General features: G+C 54.3%; 8 protein-coding genes. 3 read left to right on the forward strand and 5 right to left on the reverse strand.

Features of this window, described 5'->3' with window-relative positions:
* Nucleotides 1–37: 37 nt before the first annotated feature.
* Nucleotides 38–2,323, reverse strand: a complete 2,286-nt coding sequence (gene nrdA, locus GVJ63_RS15590; RefSeq protein WP_010258098.1) for a class 1a ribonucleoside-diphosphate reductase subunit alpha — start codon at nucleotides 2,321–2,323, stop codon at nucleotides 38–40.
* A gap of 526 nt (nucleotides 2,324–2,849) precedes the next feature.
* Nucleotides 2,850–3,575: a bifunctional 2-polyprenyl-6-hydroxyphenol methylase/3-demethylubiquinol 3-O-methyltransferase UbiG gene (ubiG, locus tag GVJ63_RS15595; protein WP_010671459.1), complete on the reverse strand. Its 726-nt coding sequence runs from the start codon at nucleotides 3,573–3,575 to the stop codon at nucleotides 2,850–2,852.
* A 177-nt stretch (nucleotides 3,576–3,752) separates the two neighbouring features.
* Between ubiG and gyrA the strand changes: the two genes are divergently transcribed.
* Together gyrA and rcsC are read left to right on the forward strand one after the other, a co-directional pair.
* Nucleotides 3,753–6,425 carry a DNA topoisomerase (ATP-hydrolyzing) subunit A gene (gene gyrA, locus GVJ63_RS15600; protein WP_064690246.1) on the forward strand — a complete coding sequence of 891 codons (2,673 nt, stop codon included), beginning with the start codon at nucleotides 3,753–3,755 and terminating at the stop codon, nucleotides 6,423–6,425.
* Between the two features lie 900 nt (nucleotides 6,426–7,325).
* Complete coding sequence (rcsC, locus tag GVJ63_RS15605) at nucleotides 7,326–10,178, forward strand: two-component system sensor histidine kinase RcsC (RefSeq protein WP_159227101.1); 2,853 nt, start codon at nucleotides 7,326–7,328, stop codon at nucleotides 10,176–10,178.
* 54 nt (nucleotides 10,179–10,232) lie between these two features.
* Here the strand turns inward: rcsC and rcsB are convergent, their stop codons facing one another.
* Genes rcsB through GVJ63_RS15620 form a run of 3 tightly spaced genes read right to left on the reverse strand, consistent with a single transcriptional unit; the run spans nucleotide 10,233 to nucleotide 14,716 of the window.
* A complete protein-coding gene (rcsB, locus tag GVJ63_RS15610; protein WP_009089068.1) occupies nucleotides 10,233–10,883 on the reverse strand; it encodes a response regulator transcription factor RcsB in 651 nt (216 codons plus the stop codon).
* Nucleotide 10,884: 1 nt separating this feature from the next.
* Complete coding sequence (rcsD, locus tag GVJ63_RS15615) at nucleotides 10,885–13,542, reverse strand: phosphotransferase RcsD (RefSeq protein ID WP_010248389.1); 2,658 nt, start codon at nucleotides 13,540–13,542, stop codon at nucleotides 10,885–10,887.
* 19 nt (nucleotides 13,543–13,561) lie between these two features.
* Nucleotides 13,562–14,716 carry an MFS transporter gene (locus tag GVJ63_RS15620; RefSeq protein WP_022625065.1) on the reverse strand — a complete coding sequence of 385 codons (1,155 nt, stop codon included), beginning with the start codon at nucleotides 14,714–14,716 and terminating at the stop codon, nucleotides 13,562–13,564.
* Between the two features lie 738 nt (nucleotides 14,717–15,454).
* On the opposite strand from GVJ63_RS15620, the gene GVJ63_RS15625 reads away from it, so the two are divergent.
* The coding region (locus tag GVJ63_RS15625) for a BapA prefix-like domain-containing protein (RefSeq protein ID WP_159227102.1) at nucleotides 15,455–15,894 on the forward strand (440 nt) is incomplete at its 3' end.

The following is a 15,894-nucleotide window of genomic DNA, read 5'->3' on the forward strand; positions in this document are numbered from 1 at the left end:
TGAAATGAATGAGGCGGGAGATTCTCCCGCCTGACCATTAGATCTTACAGGCGCCGCTCTCGCAGCCATCATCCTGGATAGAAGGTGCCAGGTCATCCTGCGCATCTTCAGCACCGTCACGGGTGTTTTGATAGTAGAGCGTTTTCACGCCGAACTTATACGCCGTCAGCAGATCTTTCAGCAGCTGTTTCATCGGCACTTTACCGTTGGTGAAGCGCGACGGATCGTAGTTGGTGTTGGACGAAATCGCCTGGTCGATGAATTTCTGCATCAGACCCACCAGTTGCAGGTAGCCGTCGTTGTTCGGCATTTCCCACAGCAGTTCGTACTGATCTTTCAGACGCTCATACTCCGGTACGACCTGACGCAGGATGCCATCTTTCGACGCTTTGATGCTGATGTGACCGCGCGGAGGCTCAATACCGTTGGTGGCATTGGAGATCTGCGACGAGGTTTCAGACGGCATCAGCGCAGACAGGGTCGAGTTGCGCAGGCCGTGCGTTTTAATCTCTTCACGCAGGCTTTCCCAGTCGAGATGCAGCGGTTCGTTGCTGATCGCGTCCAGATCTTTCTTGTAGGTGTCGATAGGCAGAATGCCCTGCGCATAGGTGGTTTCATTGAACCACGGGCAGGCACCTTGCTCTTTCGCCAGCTCATTTGAGGCTTTCAGCAGGTAATACTGAATCGCTTCAAAGGTTTTGTGCGTCAGGCCATTGGCGCTGCCATCGGAGTAGCGCACACCATGCTTCGCCAGATAGTATGCGTAGTTGATGACGCCGATACCCAGAGTACGACGACCCATCGCGCCACGCTGGGCAGCCGGAATCGGGTAATCCTGATAGTCGAGCAGCGCATCAAGCGCGCGTACTGCCAGGGTAGCCAGCTCTTCCAGATCGTCGAGGCTTTCGATGGCGCCGAGGTTGAACGCAGAGAGCGTACACAGGGCAATCTCACCGTTTTCGTCGTTAACATCTTCCAGCGGTTTCGTCGGCAGGGCGATTTCCAGGCAGAGGTTAGACTGGCGAACCGGCGCGATGCTCGGGTCAAACGGGCTGTGGGTGTTGCAGTGATCGACGTTCTGAATGTAGATACGGCCGGTAGAGGCGCGTTCCTGCATCATCAGTGAGAAGAGATCGACCGCTTTAACCCGCTGCTTGCGGATGCTCTGATCCTGCTCATATTTGGTATAGAGGCGCTCAAACTCATCCTGATTGGCGAAGAATGCGTCATACAGGCCAGGCACGTCAGACGGGCTGAACAGGGTGATATCTTCGCCTTTCAGCAGGCGCTGATACATCAGCTTGTTGAGCTGTACACCATAGTCCATGTGACGCACGCGGTTGCCTTCAACACCACGGTTGTTCTTCAGCACCAGCAGGCTTTCGATTTCCAGATGCCACATCGGGTAGAACAGGGTGGCTGCGCCGCCACGAACGCCGCCCTGAGAACAGGACTTCACCGCGGTCTGGAAATGCTTGTAGAACGGGATACAGCCGGTATGGAACGCTTCACCGCCGCGAATCGGGCTGCCCAGCGCACGGATACGACCGGCGTTGATACCGATGCCGGCACGCTGAGAGACATATTTCACAATCGCGCTGGAGGTGGCGTTGATGGAGTCCAGGCTGTCGCCGCATTCGATCAGCACACAGGAGCTGAACTGACGTGTTGGGGTGCGTACGCCAGACATGATTGGCGTCGGCAGGGAGATTTTAAACGTCGAGATCGCATCATAGAAACGCTTGATGTAATCCATACGCGTGTCGCGCGGATAGCCGGAGAAGAGGCAGGCGGCGACCAGTATGTAGAGGAACTGCGCGCTTTCGTAGATTTCACCCGAAACGCGGTTCTGCACCAGATATTTGCCTTCCAGCTGCTTCACAGCGGCATAGGAGAAGTTCATGTCACGCCAGTGGTCGAGGAACTCGTCCATCTGCGCAAACTCTTCCTGGCTGTAATCTTCCAGCAGGTGGCGATCATATTTGCCCATGTCGACCATCTTAACGACCTGGTCATAAAGCTTTGGCGGTTCAAACTGACCATACGCTTTTTTGCGCAGGTGGAAGATCGCCAGGCGGGCAGCCAGGTACTGATAGTCAGGGGCATCGCGGGAGATGAGGTCTGCTGCGGCCTTGATGATGGTCTCATGAATGTCAGAGGTTCTGATGCCATCATAGAACTGAATGTGAGAGCGCAGCTCAACCTGTGAAACTGAGACGTTGTTCAGCCCTTCAGCTGCCCAGTCCAGCACACGGTGAATTTTGTCGAGATCAATGCGCTCCTGGCGGCCATCGCGTTTAGTAACGAGCAGACTCTGGTTCATGTCGCGTTTTTACCTTTGCGTGAGTATCCAAAAATTAAAAGAAATCCCGGTTTATACACAGCCTATTCATTGTGAATAATGTGTGGATAAACACTACATCTAGGGGGTGATGGGAAAAGCCATAACTACATGGGGGCATATTTTAGTATTTTACGGCCGCTTAACAAGAGCAAAAAATGATGGCTGGAGGGGTTGTAATTCTTGCGAAATTTCTTAGCCCACGCCTTGTAAGGCCTGGCATCATGTCAACCAGATCACACTTTTTTTTCTTATTATGATCGGGCGCGTGTTTCTTATTCAATCCTCAGGATTCAGCAGGAAAAGGGATGAAAAATGGCTAAAAGCCGCTAGCGGGTTGCTGGTCAGCAGAGAATCGGATGCGGTAACGCTGAAGAGGATGGAACCGGGCTGATGTAACCTATTGGCAGACATCAGAATGCCTCTGGCGCGGTGAGTGCTGTGACCGGCACAGGGAGAACGGGCGCAGAAGAGGGGATGCCCGCCCTGATTCAGGCGGGCGGGTCACTCAGACGGCGCGGTGGGTGTGCACCATATAATTCACGTCAGTGCCGGGAGCCAGTTTGAAGCGGTTAGTCACCGGGTTGTAGTGCAGGCCAATGATGTGGCGTTCACGCAGGGCCGTTTCATCGACCCAGCCCAGCAGTTCGGAAGGACGGATAAATTTCTTCACGTCGTGGGTGCCGCGCGGCAGCATGCGCAACACATATTCCGCACCAAATATCGCCAGCAGCCAGGCTTTTGGATTGCGGTTCAGCGTAGAGAAAAAGACTTCGCCGCCGGGTTTGACCAGCTTCGCACAGGCGTGAACCACTGAGCGCGGATCCGGCACGTGCTCCAGCATCTCCATGCAGGTCACCACATCATATTTTCCGGCGTGCTGCTCCGCATGCTCTTCAACGGTCTGCTGCACGTAGTCCAGCGTCACTCCGCTCTCCAGGGCATGCAGGCGCGCCACGGCCAGCGGTTCCGCGCCCATGTCCAGACCCGTGACCACGGCGCCTTCGCGCGCCATGCTTTCGGCTAAGATGCCGCCGCCGCATCCGACGTCGAGCACGGTTTTACCGAACAAGCCGTTGCTATGCTGCGCGATATAGCCCAGGCGCAGCGGGTTAATGCGGTGCAACGGTTTAAATTCACCCTCCAGATCCCACCAGCGCGAGGCAACGGCCTCAAACTTGGCAATTTCCTGCGCATCGACGTTCTGCTGATGATTCTGCGGTTGTGCATTCATTGAATCGTAACTCCTGACAAAATGTGCCCACAGTATAAACGCTTAACCGCAGATGGCACACCTTTCAGGCGCAAGGAAAAGCGGGTGAAATCGGTGGTTAGCGTTCACCAGAGCATTGCAGTGTGATATACTTTCGCACCTTTAAAATCCGGGATTAAGTAGAGGGATAGCGGCTCCATGAGCGACCTTGCGAGAGAAATTACACCGGTCAATATCGAAGAAGAATTAAAAAATTCTTACCTCGGTTACGCCATGTCGGTCATCGTTGGCCGAGCTTTACCCGATGTGCGTGATGGCCTGAAGCCGGTTCATCGTCGCGTACTTTTTGCGATGAGTGTACTGGGTAACGACTGGAACAAACCCTATAAAAAATCTGCCCGCGTCGTCGGTGACGTTATCGGTAAATATCACCCGCATGGTGATTCCGCCGTTTACGACACCATTGTACGTATGGCCCAGCCTTTCTCCCTGCGTTACATGCTGGTGGACGGACAAGGCAACTTCGGTTCCATCGACGGCGACTCCGCCGCGGCGATGCGTTATACCGAAATTCGCATGTCGAAAATCGCCCACGACCTGTTAGCTGACCTGGAAAAAGAGACCGTCGATTTCGTACCGAACTACGACGGCACTGAGCAGATCCCTGAAGTTCTGCCGACCAAAATTCCTAACCTGCTGGTGAACGGCTCTTCCGGTATCGCCGTGGGTATGGCAACCAACATTCCGCCGCATAACCTGCGTGAAGTGATTAACGGCTGCCTGGCTTACATTGAAAATGAAGACATCAGCATTGAAGAGCTGATGGAGCACATTCCGGGGCCTGATTTCCCGACCGCCGCTATTATCAATGGTCGCCGTGGCATCGAAGAAGCGTACCGCACCGGACGCGGTAAAATTTATATTCGTGCGCGTGGCGAAGTGGAAGCTGATGCTAAAACGGGCCGCGAGACCATCATCATTCATGAGCTGCCGTATCAGGTTAACAAGGCACGCCTGATTGAGAAGATTGCGGAGCTGGTGAAAGAGAAGCGTGTCGAAGGCATCAGCGCACTGCGCGATGAGTCTGATAAAGACGGCATGCGTATCGTGATTGAGATCAAGCGCGATGCGGTCGGCGAAGTCGTGCTGAATAATCTCTATTCACTGACCCAGTTGCAGACCTCGTTTGGTATCAACATGGTCGCCCTGCATCAGGGTCAGCCGAAGATCATGGCGCTGAAGGAGATTCTGGACGCCTTTGTTCGCCATCGTCGTGAAGTTGTGACGCGTCGTACTATCTTTGAACTGCGTAAGGCGCGCGATCGTGCGCATATCCTGGAAGGTCTGGCGATTGCGCTGGCGAATATCGATCCGATCATCGAGCTGATTCGTCGTGCACCAAACCCGGCAGAAGCGAAAGCGGGTCTGATTGCGCAGGCGTGGGATCTCGGTAACGTGTCAGCGATGCTGGAACGTGCCGGTGATGACGCCGCGCGTCCGGAGTGGCTGGATCCACAATACGGCATCCGTGATGGTCAATACTATCTGACCGAGCAGCAGGCTCAGGCGATTCTGGATCTGCGTCTGCAGAAACTGACCGGCCTTGAGCACGAGAAGCTGCTGGATGAGTATAAAGCGCTGCTGGAGCAGATCGCTGAGTTGCTGCGCATTCTGTCGAACGCGGACCGTCTGATGGAAGTGATCCGCGAAGAGCTGGAGCTGATGCGTGATCAGTTCGGTGATGAGCGTCGCACAGAGATTACCGCCAACACGGCTGACATTAATATCGAAGACCTGATCAATCAGGAAGATGTTGTGGTGACATTGTCGCATCAGGGCTATGTGAAGTATCAGCCGCTGACCGACTATGAAGCGCAGCGTCGTGGTGGTAAGGGCAAGTCAGCCGCACGTATCAAAGAAGAGGACTTCATTGATCGTCTGCTGGTCGCCAATACGCATGACACGATTCTTTGCTTCTCCAGCCGTGGTCGTCTCTACTGGATGAAGGTTTACCAGCTGCCGGAAGCAAGCCGTGGCGCACGTGGACGTCCAATCGTCAACCTGCTGCCGCTGGAAGCCAACGAGCGTATTACGGCGATTCTGCCGGTACGTGAGTATACCGAAGGCTTTAATATCTTTATGGCGACCGCGCTCGGTACCGTGAAGAAGACCGCACTGAAAGAGTTCAGCCGTCCACGCAGCGCGGGCATTATTGCCGTGAATCTGCGTGACGACGATGAGCTGATCGGTGTGGCGCTGACCAACGGTAACGATGAGGCGATGCTGTTCTCAGCGGCCGGTAAAGTGGTGCGCTTTGCAGAAACCGCAGTCCGTGCGATGGGTCGTACCGCCTCTGGCGTACGCGGCATCAGGCTGGCTGAAGGCGATCGCGTTGTGTCATTGATTGTGCCGCGTGAAGAGGGTGCAATTATGACCGTGACGCAGAATGGTTACGGCAAGCGTACGGCCAACAGCGAATACCCGACCAAGTCGCGTGCGACTCAGGGTGTTATTTCAATCAAAGTGACCGAACGTAATGGTCCGGTGATTGGCGCCGTTCAGGTCGTTGATGGCGATCAGATTATGATGATCACCGATGCCGGTACGCTGGTGCGTACCCGCGTTTCAGAAGTGAGCGTCGTGGGTCGTAATACCCAGGGTGTGATTCTGATTCGTACCGCAGAGGATGAGAACGTCGTGGGTCTGCAGCGTGTTGCCGAGCCGGTTGAAGAAGAAGAGCTGGATTCAATCGACGGTAGCGTGGCGGAAGGCGAGGAAGATATCGCGCCGGAAGCAGAGAACGACGATGAAGAGATTGCGCCGGAAGCGGATGCAGAAGACGAAGACGACGCGGCTGAAGACGAAGAGTAATTTGTCTGGCGTGAGCTGAGGTTCGTTGCAGAAACGGCAGGTCAGGGGAAACCCGGCCTGCCGTTTTTTTTGTGTGATGGGGAGGGAGCAGGGAGCTTAGGGCTGGTTGCTGGTTGCTGGTTGCTGTGAGTTGGGAGCCGCCGAAAGGCCCACTATGCCCGATCGCAAAGGATTCCCGCATCCATGCGGATCGGCCACGCCATCGCGGGCCAGACGCTTTGCTCTTCGGGCATAGCAGGCCTTTCTTGTTGGGGTTGTGATGTCGCTTTGATGGGATGGGCGTGTTGTTTGAGGTCTTAGAGGCGGGGCGGGAAAATGGCTGGTGGCTGGTGGCTGGTGGCTGGTGGCTGTGAGTCGGGAGCCGTCGCAAGGCCTGCTGTGCCCGATCGCAAAGGATTCCCGCATCCATGCGGATCGGCCACGCCATCGCGGGCCAGACGCTTTGCTCTTCGGGCATAGCAGGCCTTTCTTGGTGGGATTTGGGTGTCGCTTTGAGGGGATGGGCGTGTTGTTTGAGGTCTTAGAGGCGGGGCGGGAAAATGGCTGGCTGATGGCAGTCAGATGGGAGCCGTCGAAAGGACTGCTGTGCCCGATCGCAAAGGGTTCCCGCATCCATGCGGATCGGCCACGCCATCGCGGGCCAGACGCTTTGCTCTTCGGGCATAGCAGGCCTTTCTTGTTGGGGTTGTGGTGTCGCTTTAAGGAGATGTGTGCGTGCATTTGTTTGAGGGGGAGAGGCGGCGACTTCTTCCTAAGATAAAGATGTTGCTTTGGCTGTCTTAAAAGATTCTCAAACCGCCCGCTAAGCCTGCGGCTGGCTGGCTTTTTACGCCCGATAAAGCTAGTGTATGGGCATTAAAAATCGATGATGCGACTAACCTTGCCAACTGCGAGTTACCTTTGAAATATCCTGTCTCTTTCCGCACTACGCTTCGCATCTCGCGCTATCTTTTCCGCGCGCTGGCGCTGCTAATCTGGACGCTGGGCGCCGTTCTTACTGCGTTTTACATTATCAGCGTGCTGCACAATAAAGAGACGCAGGTTCGGCAGGAGTTTGCCAGCAACTACGGCACCATACAGTGGTATGTGCGTCATTCGGCGGACATGATGCGTGAGCTGAAATATATCACCGAGAACCGCTTAACCAACGCCAGCAGCGGTCTGGATGTGCTGACCGGTATGATGCCAGGCAAAACATCTCAGCCGCAGTTTACGCCCCTGTTTTCGGATGGCGACTGTACCTCGATGAGCAATACCTGGCGCAACTCGCTCGATTCACTCAGTTACTACATCAATTACTGGAAAAGTAACTTCGCCTCATCGTATGAGCTGAATCGGGTGTTCTTTATCGGTGGCGAGAGTCAGTGTCTGGCCGACTTCACGATTGGCAGCAGCAATGCTGACCGGGAACGCAGCCTGAAATCGCTGCGTGAGAATGTGCTGCGCTATCGCAACAGCAGCGAAGAAGATCGCCGCAATCCGATGTACTGGATTAACAGCAGTGCTCAGCCAGGCGTCGGAACCTTCTTTATGGTGGTGCCCGTCTACGTTGCTAATAAGTTACAGGCGCTGCTTGGCGTCGAACAGAATATCCGTCTGGATGAGTTTATTCAGCCGGGCAGCCTGCCGATTATCGCGTCCATTACCGATGAAAATTATCGTCCACTGCTAAATTCGCGGCGCGGCGGGCTGGGCTTCTCGCTCGATAGTCTTCCTGATGATAAAACCTGGTTCGGATACCTGAATGGTTATCGTCAGCTGGTTCTGAAAAAGCCGCTGCCGCCTTCCGATCTTAACGTGGTGTGGTCGATATCTACCGACGTGATGGTGGATCAGCTCAAGCTGATGATCATTAATGCGCTGCTGCTCAATATTTTCAGCGCTGTCATTCTGTTTACCCTCGCCTGGCTATTTGAGCGCCGGATGTTCCTGCCGGCGGAGGAGAACGCGCACCGGCTGGAAGAGCATGAGCAGTTTAACCGTAAGATTGTCGCCTCTGCGCCGGTCGGGATCTGTATTTTACGCACCAGCGACGGCACCAATATTCTGAGTAACGAGCTGGCGCACAATTATCTGACGTTGCTGACGCAGGAAGATCGCCTGCGGCTGAATGAGATTATTGGCGGGCAGCAGGTCAACTTTGTCGATGTGCTCACCGGCAGTAATACCAATCTGCAAATCAGCTTCGTGCATTCGCGCTATCGTAATGAGAACGTGGCGATTTGCGTGCTGGTCGATGTTTCGGCGCGCGTGCGGATGGAGCAGTCGCTGCAGGAGATGGCCCACGCGGCAGAGCAGGCGAGCCAGTCAAAATCGATGTTCCTTGCCACGGTCAGTCACGAACTGCGCACGCCGCTTTATGGCATTATCGGGAATCTCGATCTGCTGCAGACCAAAGAGCTGCCCAGCGGTATCGACTCGCTGGTGACGGCGATGAACAACTCCTCCAGCCTGCTGCTGAAAATCATCAGCGATATTCTCGACTTCTCAAAAATCGAGTCAGAGCAGCTGAAAATTGAGCCGCGTCCGTTTGCACCTCGTGAAATCGTGACCCACATCGTCGGCAACTATCTGTCGCTGGTGGTGAAGAAGCGGCTTACGCTCTACTGCTTTATAGAACATGACGTTCCGCAGGTGCTGGACGGCGATCCGCTGCGTCTGCAGCAGGTGATCTCTAACCTGCTGAATAACGCGATTAAGTTCACGCATACGGGCTGTATTATCCTCCACGCTTACGTTGCGCAGGGCTATCTGGCATTCCGCGTCCGTGATACTGGCGTTGGCATTCCGGCGAAAGAGCTGCCACGCCTGTTTGATCCTTTCTTCCAGGTGGGAAATGGCGTGCAGCGTAATTTCCAGGGCACCGGGCTGGGACTGGCGATCTGTGAAAAGCTGATCAATATGATGGATGGCGACATCGAGGTCGACTCAGAGCCAGGTATGGGCAGCCAGTTTATTGTGCGTATTCCAATCTACAAAGGGCAGAAGCCGTCACTGATGCTGCTGGAGGATTTACAGGATAAGAAAATCTGGCTGGCGATGCGCAACGAGTACCTCGCGGAATTTATTACGCGTCAGATTCAGCAGCAGGGCATTCAGGTCGGGGAGTATAACGGTAAGCCTGGCCATGACGATGTGGTGATGACCGATTACGAACTGGATATTGATGTTCCGTTGCGGGCACTGGTCACTTTCGATGGATCGCATGTGGATATGCCGCGTGAACGTCAGCCTGGCCGCTGGATCCACTCTACCGCCACGCTGCACGAGGTTCCGGCGCTGCTGGCGCGCATCTATCGGATCGCACTCGGCAACGACGCCGCAGATGCGCTGTTGCTGGCTGCACCGGTAGAAGAGAAAGTGCATAACGATGACATCATGGTGTTGATTGTCGATGACCATCCGATTAACCGCATGCTGCTGTCGGAACAGCTCGGTACGCTGGGCTATCAGGTGAAAACTGCGCAGGATGGCGTTGATGCACTTAACGTACTGAGTCGTAATGAGATTGATATCGTACTGACCGACGTGAACATGCCGAATATGGATGGTTATCGCCTGACGCAGCGGTTGCGTCAGCTGGGCCATCTCTTCCCGGTAGTTGGCGTGACGGCGAATGCGCTGGCGGAAGAGAAACAGCGTTGCATGGATGCGGGCATGGATAACTGCCTGTCGAAACCGGTGACGTTAGATGTGCTGAAAGTGACGCTGGCAATCTATGCTGATCGGGTACGTAAAACGCGGATTGGGTAGGGCAGGAAAGGGCAGAGGCGAGGCGGTGCAGGCTGCACCGCCTCAGGAAGTAACTTAGTCTCTTTCGACCTGAGTCTGGCTGACAGACGACAGGTAGTTCAGCAGTGCGATATCGTTATCCACGCCCAGTTTCATCATCGCTGATTTCTTCTGGCTACTGATGGTTTTGATACTGCGGTTCAGCTTCTTGGCAATCTCGGTGACCAGGAAACCTTCTGCAAACAGACGCAGCACTTCGCTCTCTTTCGGTGACAGGCGTTTGTCGCCATAACCACCCGCGCTGATTTTCTCCAGCAGTTTCGCAACGCTTTCCGGCGTATATTTCTTGCCTTTCTGCAGTGCAGCCAGTGCCTTTGGCAAATCGGTTGGCGCGCCCTGTTTCAGTACAATCCCTTCGATATCGAGATCAAGCACTGAACTCAGAATCGCCGGGTTATTGTTCATGGTCAGAACAATAATCGAGAGATCCGGGTAGTGGCGTTTAATATATTTAATCAGCGTAATACCATCGCCATACTTCTCACCTGGCATAGAGAGGTCGGTGATCAGGACGTTGGCGTCAAGCTTGGACAGATTATTGATCAGTGCTGTTGAGTCTTCGAACTCACCTACAACGTTAACCCATTCAATTTGTTCCAGAGATTTTCGGATACCGAAAAGGACAATTGGATGGTCATCGGCAATAATTACGTTTAAGTTATTCATCTTATTGGTTACCTTGCTGCAGCAGTTGATTGACGTAAGCGTCAATATCACTGGTGGTATTTGTAATGTTTGAATCGTCACACGCTTTAATGTGGTGTTCTAACTCTTCACAAAGCTGTTTGCCGGGAGTCAGATTGAGCATGGCAAACACGCCCTTTAGGCGATGCGCTGTCTGAGCAAGCGAGGCGTAGTCCTTTTCCGCCGACTCAGTATACAGCCTCTTCACATCAACCGGTACTGTCTCCGTAAACAGCTGGAAATAGCCGCCGCTCATCAATGGCGTGGCCGCGTCGTCTTCCGTGTCGTTATCCATCACATCATGCGACAGTTGCTTCTCTATCAGTGCCAGCAATGCATCCAGCAGCGCATTACTGAGATTGAAATTGACCCGATACTGCTGGTCGTTCAGTGCATGATGCCCCAGTTCATCTTCCGCCAGCAGCAGTGCCCAGCCGCTAAGCTTTGATGGATCGTCGGTCACCAGCACATCGTGATCCTGACCGGAAATGCGCTCGTCGGGTGTCAGACAACGCGCTCCCCAGTTTTCCAGATGGCGGCAAACAATTTTATGCACGTCCTCCACGGTGATCTCCACCAGCGCGGTAACGCCATCCAGAATTTTTTCCTCTTCTTCTTCGCGCTTCTGCTCCAGCACCAGCGGCAACTGCATGTTGTAGCGCGTGCCGATATCCGCTTTTGCCACGATATCCAGGCTGCCGCCCATCTGCTTGCAGAGCTGCTTACAGAGGAAGAACGCCATGCCAGAAGCCTGTCCGTAGCGATCCTGACTGGTATCACCCAGGAACGGGAAGTCGACATTGGCCAGTTCATCCACCGTCAGGCCCGCACCGGTATCCACCAGTTCGATAATCAATCTATCGGCCTGCTTGTCCGCAGCCTTAACTTCCAGGGTGATTTTCCCCCAGCGGGTGGTGGTCAGGGCGTAGTGCATCAGCGTGGTCAGCACTTTACGCAGGGCGCGACGGTCGCCAAAGCGCGTCTCATCATTAGCCAGGTGATTATTCACCACCAGCGACAGCCCTTTGCGGCGCATCAGCGGCAGGCTTTCCAGCGCGATCTCATCCAGCAGTTCCTGCAGGTTAAAGACGGTCGCATCGGGTGACCAGTCGTGCGCCTCAAGCCGGTTCAGCAGCACAATATCATCCACCAGCCGCGCCAGCCCCTGACTCTCATCGAGCAGATCCAGCACGGTCTCATCGGCATCACGCTGGCTGAGCTGTACCAGCTGCGTCACCATCTTCTCCAGGGGCTGATTCAGCGCGTGGCCCAGATTGTGCAGCAGCTGCTGTCGCATCTGATGGTTACGATCCAGCACCTGCTGCGCTTTTTGCAGCTTCTTATTCACCAGCAGCTCGCGATCCTGGTCACGCATCATAAACAGCTGGGTATGCGGCGACAGCACGCTGCGGGCGTGGCGAATCTCATACACTTCGTTATTGATGGTGGCCTGCAGCACGCCCTGATGCTGGTCGGACATATTAATGATCTTCTGCAGATTGAGGTGAGGCAAAAGATGTTCAGCAATCTTATTGCTCAGCAGGGTGCGGTTGCTGGCAAAGTCATACACCAGCAGACCGACCGGCAGACTGGCCACAATCTCTTCATTTAATACCCGCAGCGAATCGAGTTCAGCGCTCTGGTTCTCGCTGGGACGCAGCGACTGCTGGCGCAGCAGTACGATACCCGCCAGTGAAAGCAGGAACAGCAGCAGGTTAATCAGCAGCGGCCAGAGCAGATTATGCAGGGTGTCGATAATCAGACGGCCAATCGGCACCTGATAAACCAGCTGCAGCGAGGTGCTGGGCAGAGTGGCCGTAATCTCGATATTGGGATTAACCAGTGAGATGCGGGTATTTTCCACCTCCTGCTGTTCACTGCTGCTGGCAGGCATTGAGCTGTCCTGACGCAGCTGGAAATTTTCCAGCGGCATGTTCTGCGGAACAATATCGTTAACCGGCAGATCAAAGGCGACCACCGTGGCCAGATGGCCTGGCTGATTAAAGGTGGTACGCAGCGTGAAATAGTGATCGTTCTGGAAGGCGAGGTGGCGCAGCGGTGAGAAACTCTCGCGCTCATCGAGCGCATTCGCCTGCTGCAACATCTCAGCACGACGGCCATCAACCATTGAACTGATGGCACTCTCTTTATAACGCGTCGCCATATCTTTCAGCGGCAGGGTCGAGATCATAATCAGGCTATTGTCCTGACCATTTAAAAAGTACATCGACCAGGTGGGATTTTCTGCGCCCCACAGCGTGTCGAGATAGTTCGACATCCGCATGGTCATATCCAGCGTGCTGCTGTCATGTGAGCCGAAAATCAGCGCTTCCGTTTTACGCCGGGTTTTTTCCAGGTAGTAGACGTCGGGACGCAGTCGCGTCTCCTGCAGGTTACTGCCGGGTGTTGCACCTGCCGCACTGGTAGAGAGGTTTTCATAGATCTGCCAGGTGGCAAAGCGATAGGCATCAATGCGCTTCTGAACGTCACGAGCCAGATCGTCCATGGCATAGCGCTTCCCGGTCAGCCAGGCATTCACCGAGTTATGCACCATAAAGCCCAGCGCCAGCAGGAGCACCAGATTGAAAACCACAAAAAAGCGGGTGACGTTGCCGGAGGTCAGTGGAAACTTATACAACATAGCGTGTCAGGTACCTGAATTATTGCGCAACTTTTCGCGCACTGGCGGCTACCGCTAACAGCAACAGGGCGATCGCTAAAAATGCGCCGCTGAGGCTGATCCATTGCGAAATGAATCCGATTAAAGCCGGACCTGAGAGAATACCCGCATATCCCAGCGTTGTCATGGCAGAAATCGCCAGGTTCGCAGGCATATCCTGTTGATTCCCGGCAGCATTGAACAACATCGGCACCGTGTTAGATAAACCAAAGCCGACCAGCAGGAAAGCCAGCAGGGCGATCTCCGGCCACGGCAGCCAGACGGCCAGACTCATGCCCGCGGCGGCGGTCAGCGCGCCGGTCAGCATCACCGGGTAGCGACCAAAACGCTGGATGATCTTATCGCCGCTAAAACGGCCCAGCGTCATCGCCACGGAAAAGACCGCATAGCCCAGTCCGGCCCAGGCGGGTGACATCTCCGGGTTCTGCAGCAACAGCAGCGCGCCCCAGTCCAGCACGGCCCCTTCCGCCAGGAACAGAATAAAGCAGAGCAGGCCAAGAAACGCGACCCAGCCACGTGGGATCACCAGCCAGGGTTGATCGGGCTGATGCAGGCGTTCATTCATTAAGACCGGCAGTCGCCACAGCAACAGCAACAACATCACTGCCATTACCACCAGCGTGGCGGCCAGGGGTGAAAAAGACTGGCTCAGCAACAGGCTGACCGTGCCCGCACCCAGAATCCCACCAAGACTAAAGAAGCCATGGAAGCCGGACATCATCGGTTTATCCGCCGCCTGCTCAACCTGAACCGCCTGATAATTCATCGCCACATCCAGCATGCCCAGCCCGGCGCCAAACAGCATCAGCGCAGCCGCCATGACCAGATGAGAGTCAGCCGTGGCTAGTAGCGGCATCATCATCAGCACTAACAGGGTAGAGAAGCACATCACCCGACGGCAGCCAAACCGCGCCACCAGTGTGCCGGTCACCGGCATCGCCGCCAGCGAACCAATACCCAGACAGAGCAGTAACGCGCCCAGTGATGCGCCGCTGAGCTGCAGACGATCGCGGGCAAACGGCACCAGCGGAGCCCAGGCTGACATTCCTAAGCCATTGATCAAAAAGATGGTGCGCGTGCCCCAGTTCAGGCGGCTCTGATGTTTGTTTTGTTGTGCAGCGTCCAGTGCGGTCATAGGTCAGATTCATCAATGGTAAAGCGGAAAAGTGTAGCACTGGCCGTGAGTCAGTGGTCGTTGCGCCTCTTATCAGGAAGGGGATTGCAACATGGCATAAATGACAAAACCGGGAGTTTACCGACTTTTGTCGCGCTGCGAATTTTTTCCAGAACTTTCCTGGCATGACCACCGCCCCGCAGAATGACTTAACTCAAATTTCACTGTCGTTTTTCAACGACTTGCTGCTGAAAAATCGGAACAGGGCCACTGATAAATGATGGCTGAATCGCTTAATGAACAAATTTTTTTTACAGCCCTGATGTTCCGGTAGTGGTGGTTTTTTAACCTCTCCGCATCATTTCCGGAAACAGTCAGCAATAAATTGACATGTAAAAACAAAGGCAAAGCGGATTTTATGAAAACCTTTTTTCAAGTGAGGCTTATGTAATGAAGATTAAACCATAATGAAATCTGTACATTGAAATTGTTTTTTAACACGGCTACGCTAAAACTTAATCTGTCAGAAACGTTACATTTTGCGTGAGTCTGTACAAGTAAAACTAACAATAATAGCGTCACTCGCCACTCTGATTAGGGGCGTGCGACCAGCTTTGGCTTTGCCGTTTCGACATACACCAGGTTAAGACATCTTCTGATCTTCAGAAGGTGAAACTATGTGTGAACACTGTAAGCATAAAATAATTTTATGTTTATGGATTCAGTATATTAGCTAATCTGGTGGAGTAGAGGTTACAAATGGCAGAACTCACGCAAGGCCGTGTAGACATTATCTCGCGCGAAAACGGCACACTCATCTCGCAGTCCGTCAGCGGTTCGTCACAATCCATTAACCTCACCGAGCCCAGCGTCGTGCGCATCAGCGGCACCCGCGACATGGTGACGCAGTATGAGCGCCAGGGTAACGATCTGGTGCTGCATATGCGCGACGGCAAGACTGTCCGCTATCAGAAATTCTTCCTCGACGACGCCGATGGCCAGCACAGCGAACTGGTGTTCGATGATGGCGTCAACCCACCGGAACATGCGCTCTTTCCACAGACCGCAGAAGGGGCTGAACTCGCTTCCACGTCGGTCACGCCAACCTATGAATCACTCGACAGCGTAGAGCCGCTGCTGCTGGCAGATAACGCCAACACCTCGATGGGTGTGATAACGGCGGGCGGTCTGGGTGTGCT

The organism is Pantoea sp. 18059 (assembly GCF_902706165.1).
GTDB classification, from domain to species: Bacteria; Pseudomonadota; Gammaproteobacteria; order Enterobacterales; family Enterobacteriaceae; genus Pantoea; species Pantoea agglomerans.

Bases quoted from the DNA above. Each gene is read 5' to 3' on its own strand.
- ubiG (WP_010671459.1), bottom strand. From the start codon at position 3,575: ATGAATGCACAACCGCAGAATCATCAGCAGAACGTCGATGCGCAGGAA.
- nrdA (WP_010258098.1), bottom strand. From the start codon at position 2,323: ATGAACCAGAGTCTGCTCGTTACTAAACGCGATGGCCGCCAGGAGCGC.
- gyrA (WP_064690246.1), top strand. From the start codon at position 3,753: ATGAGCGACCTTGCGAGAGAAATTACACCGGTCAATATCGAAGAAGAA.
- rcsB (WP_009089068.1), bottom strand. From the start codon at position 10,883: ATGAATAACTTAAACGTAATTATTGCCGATGACCATCCAATTGTCCTT.
- GVJ63_RS15620 (WP_022625065.1), bottom strand. From the start codon at position 14,716: ATGACCGCACTGGACGCTGCACAACAAAACAAACATCAGAGCCGCCTG.
- rcsD (WP_010248389.1), bottom strand. From the start codon at position 13,542: ATGTTGTATAAGTTTCCACTGACCTCCGGCAACGTCACCCGCTTTTTT.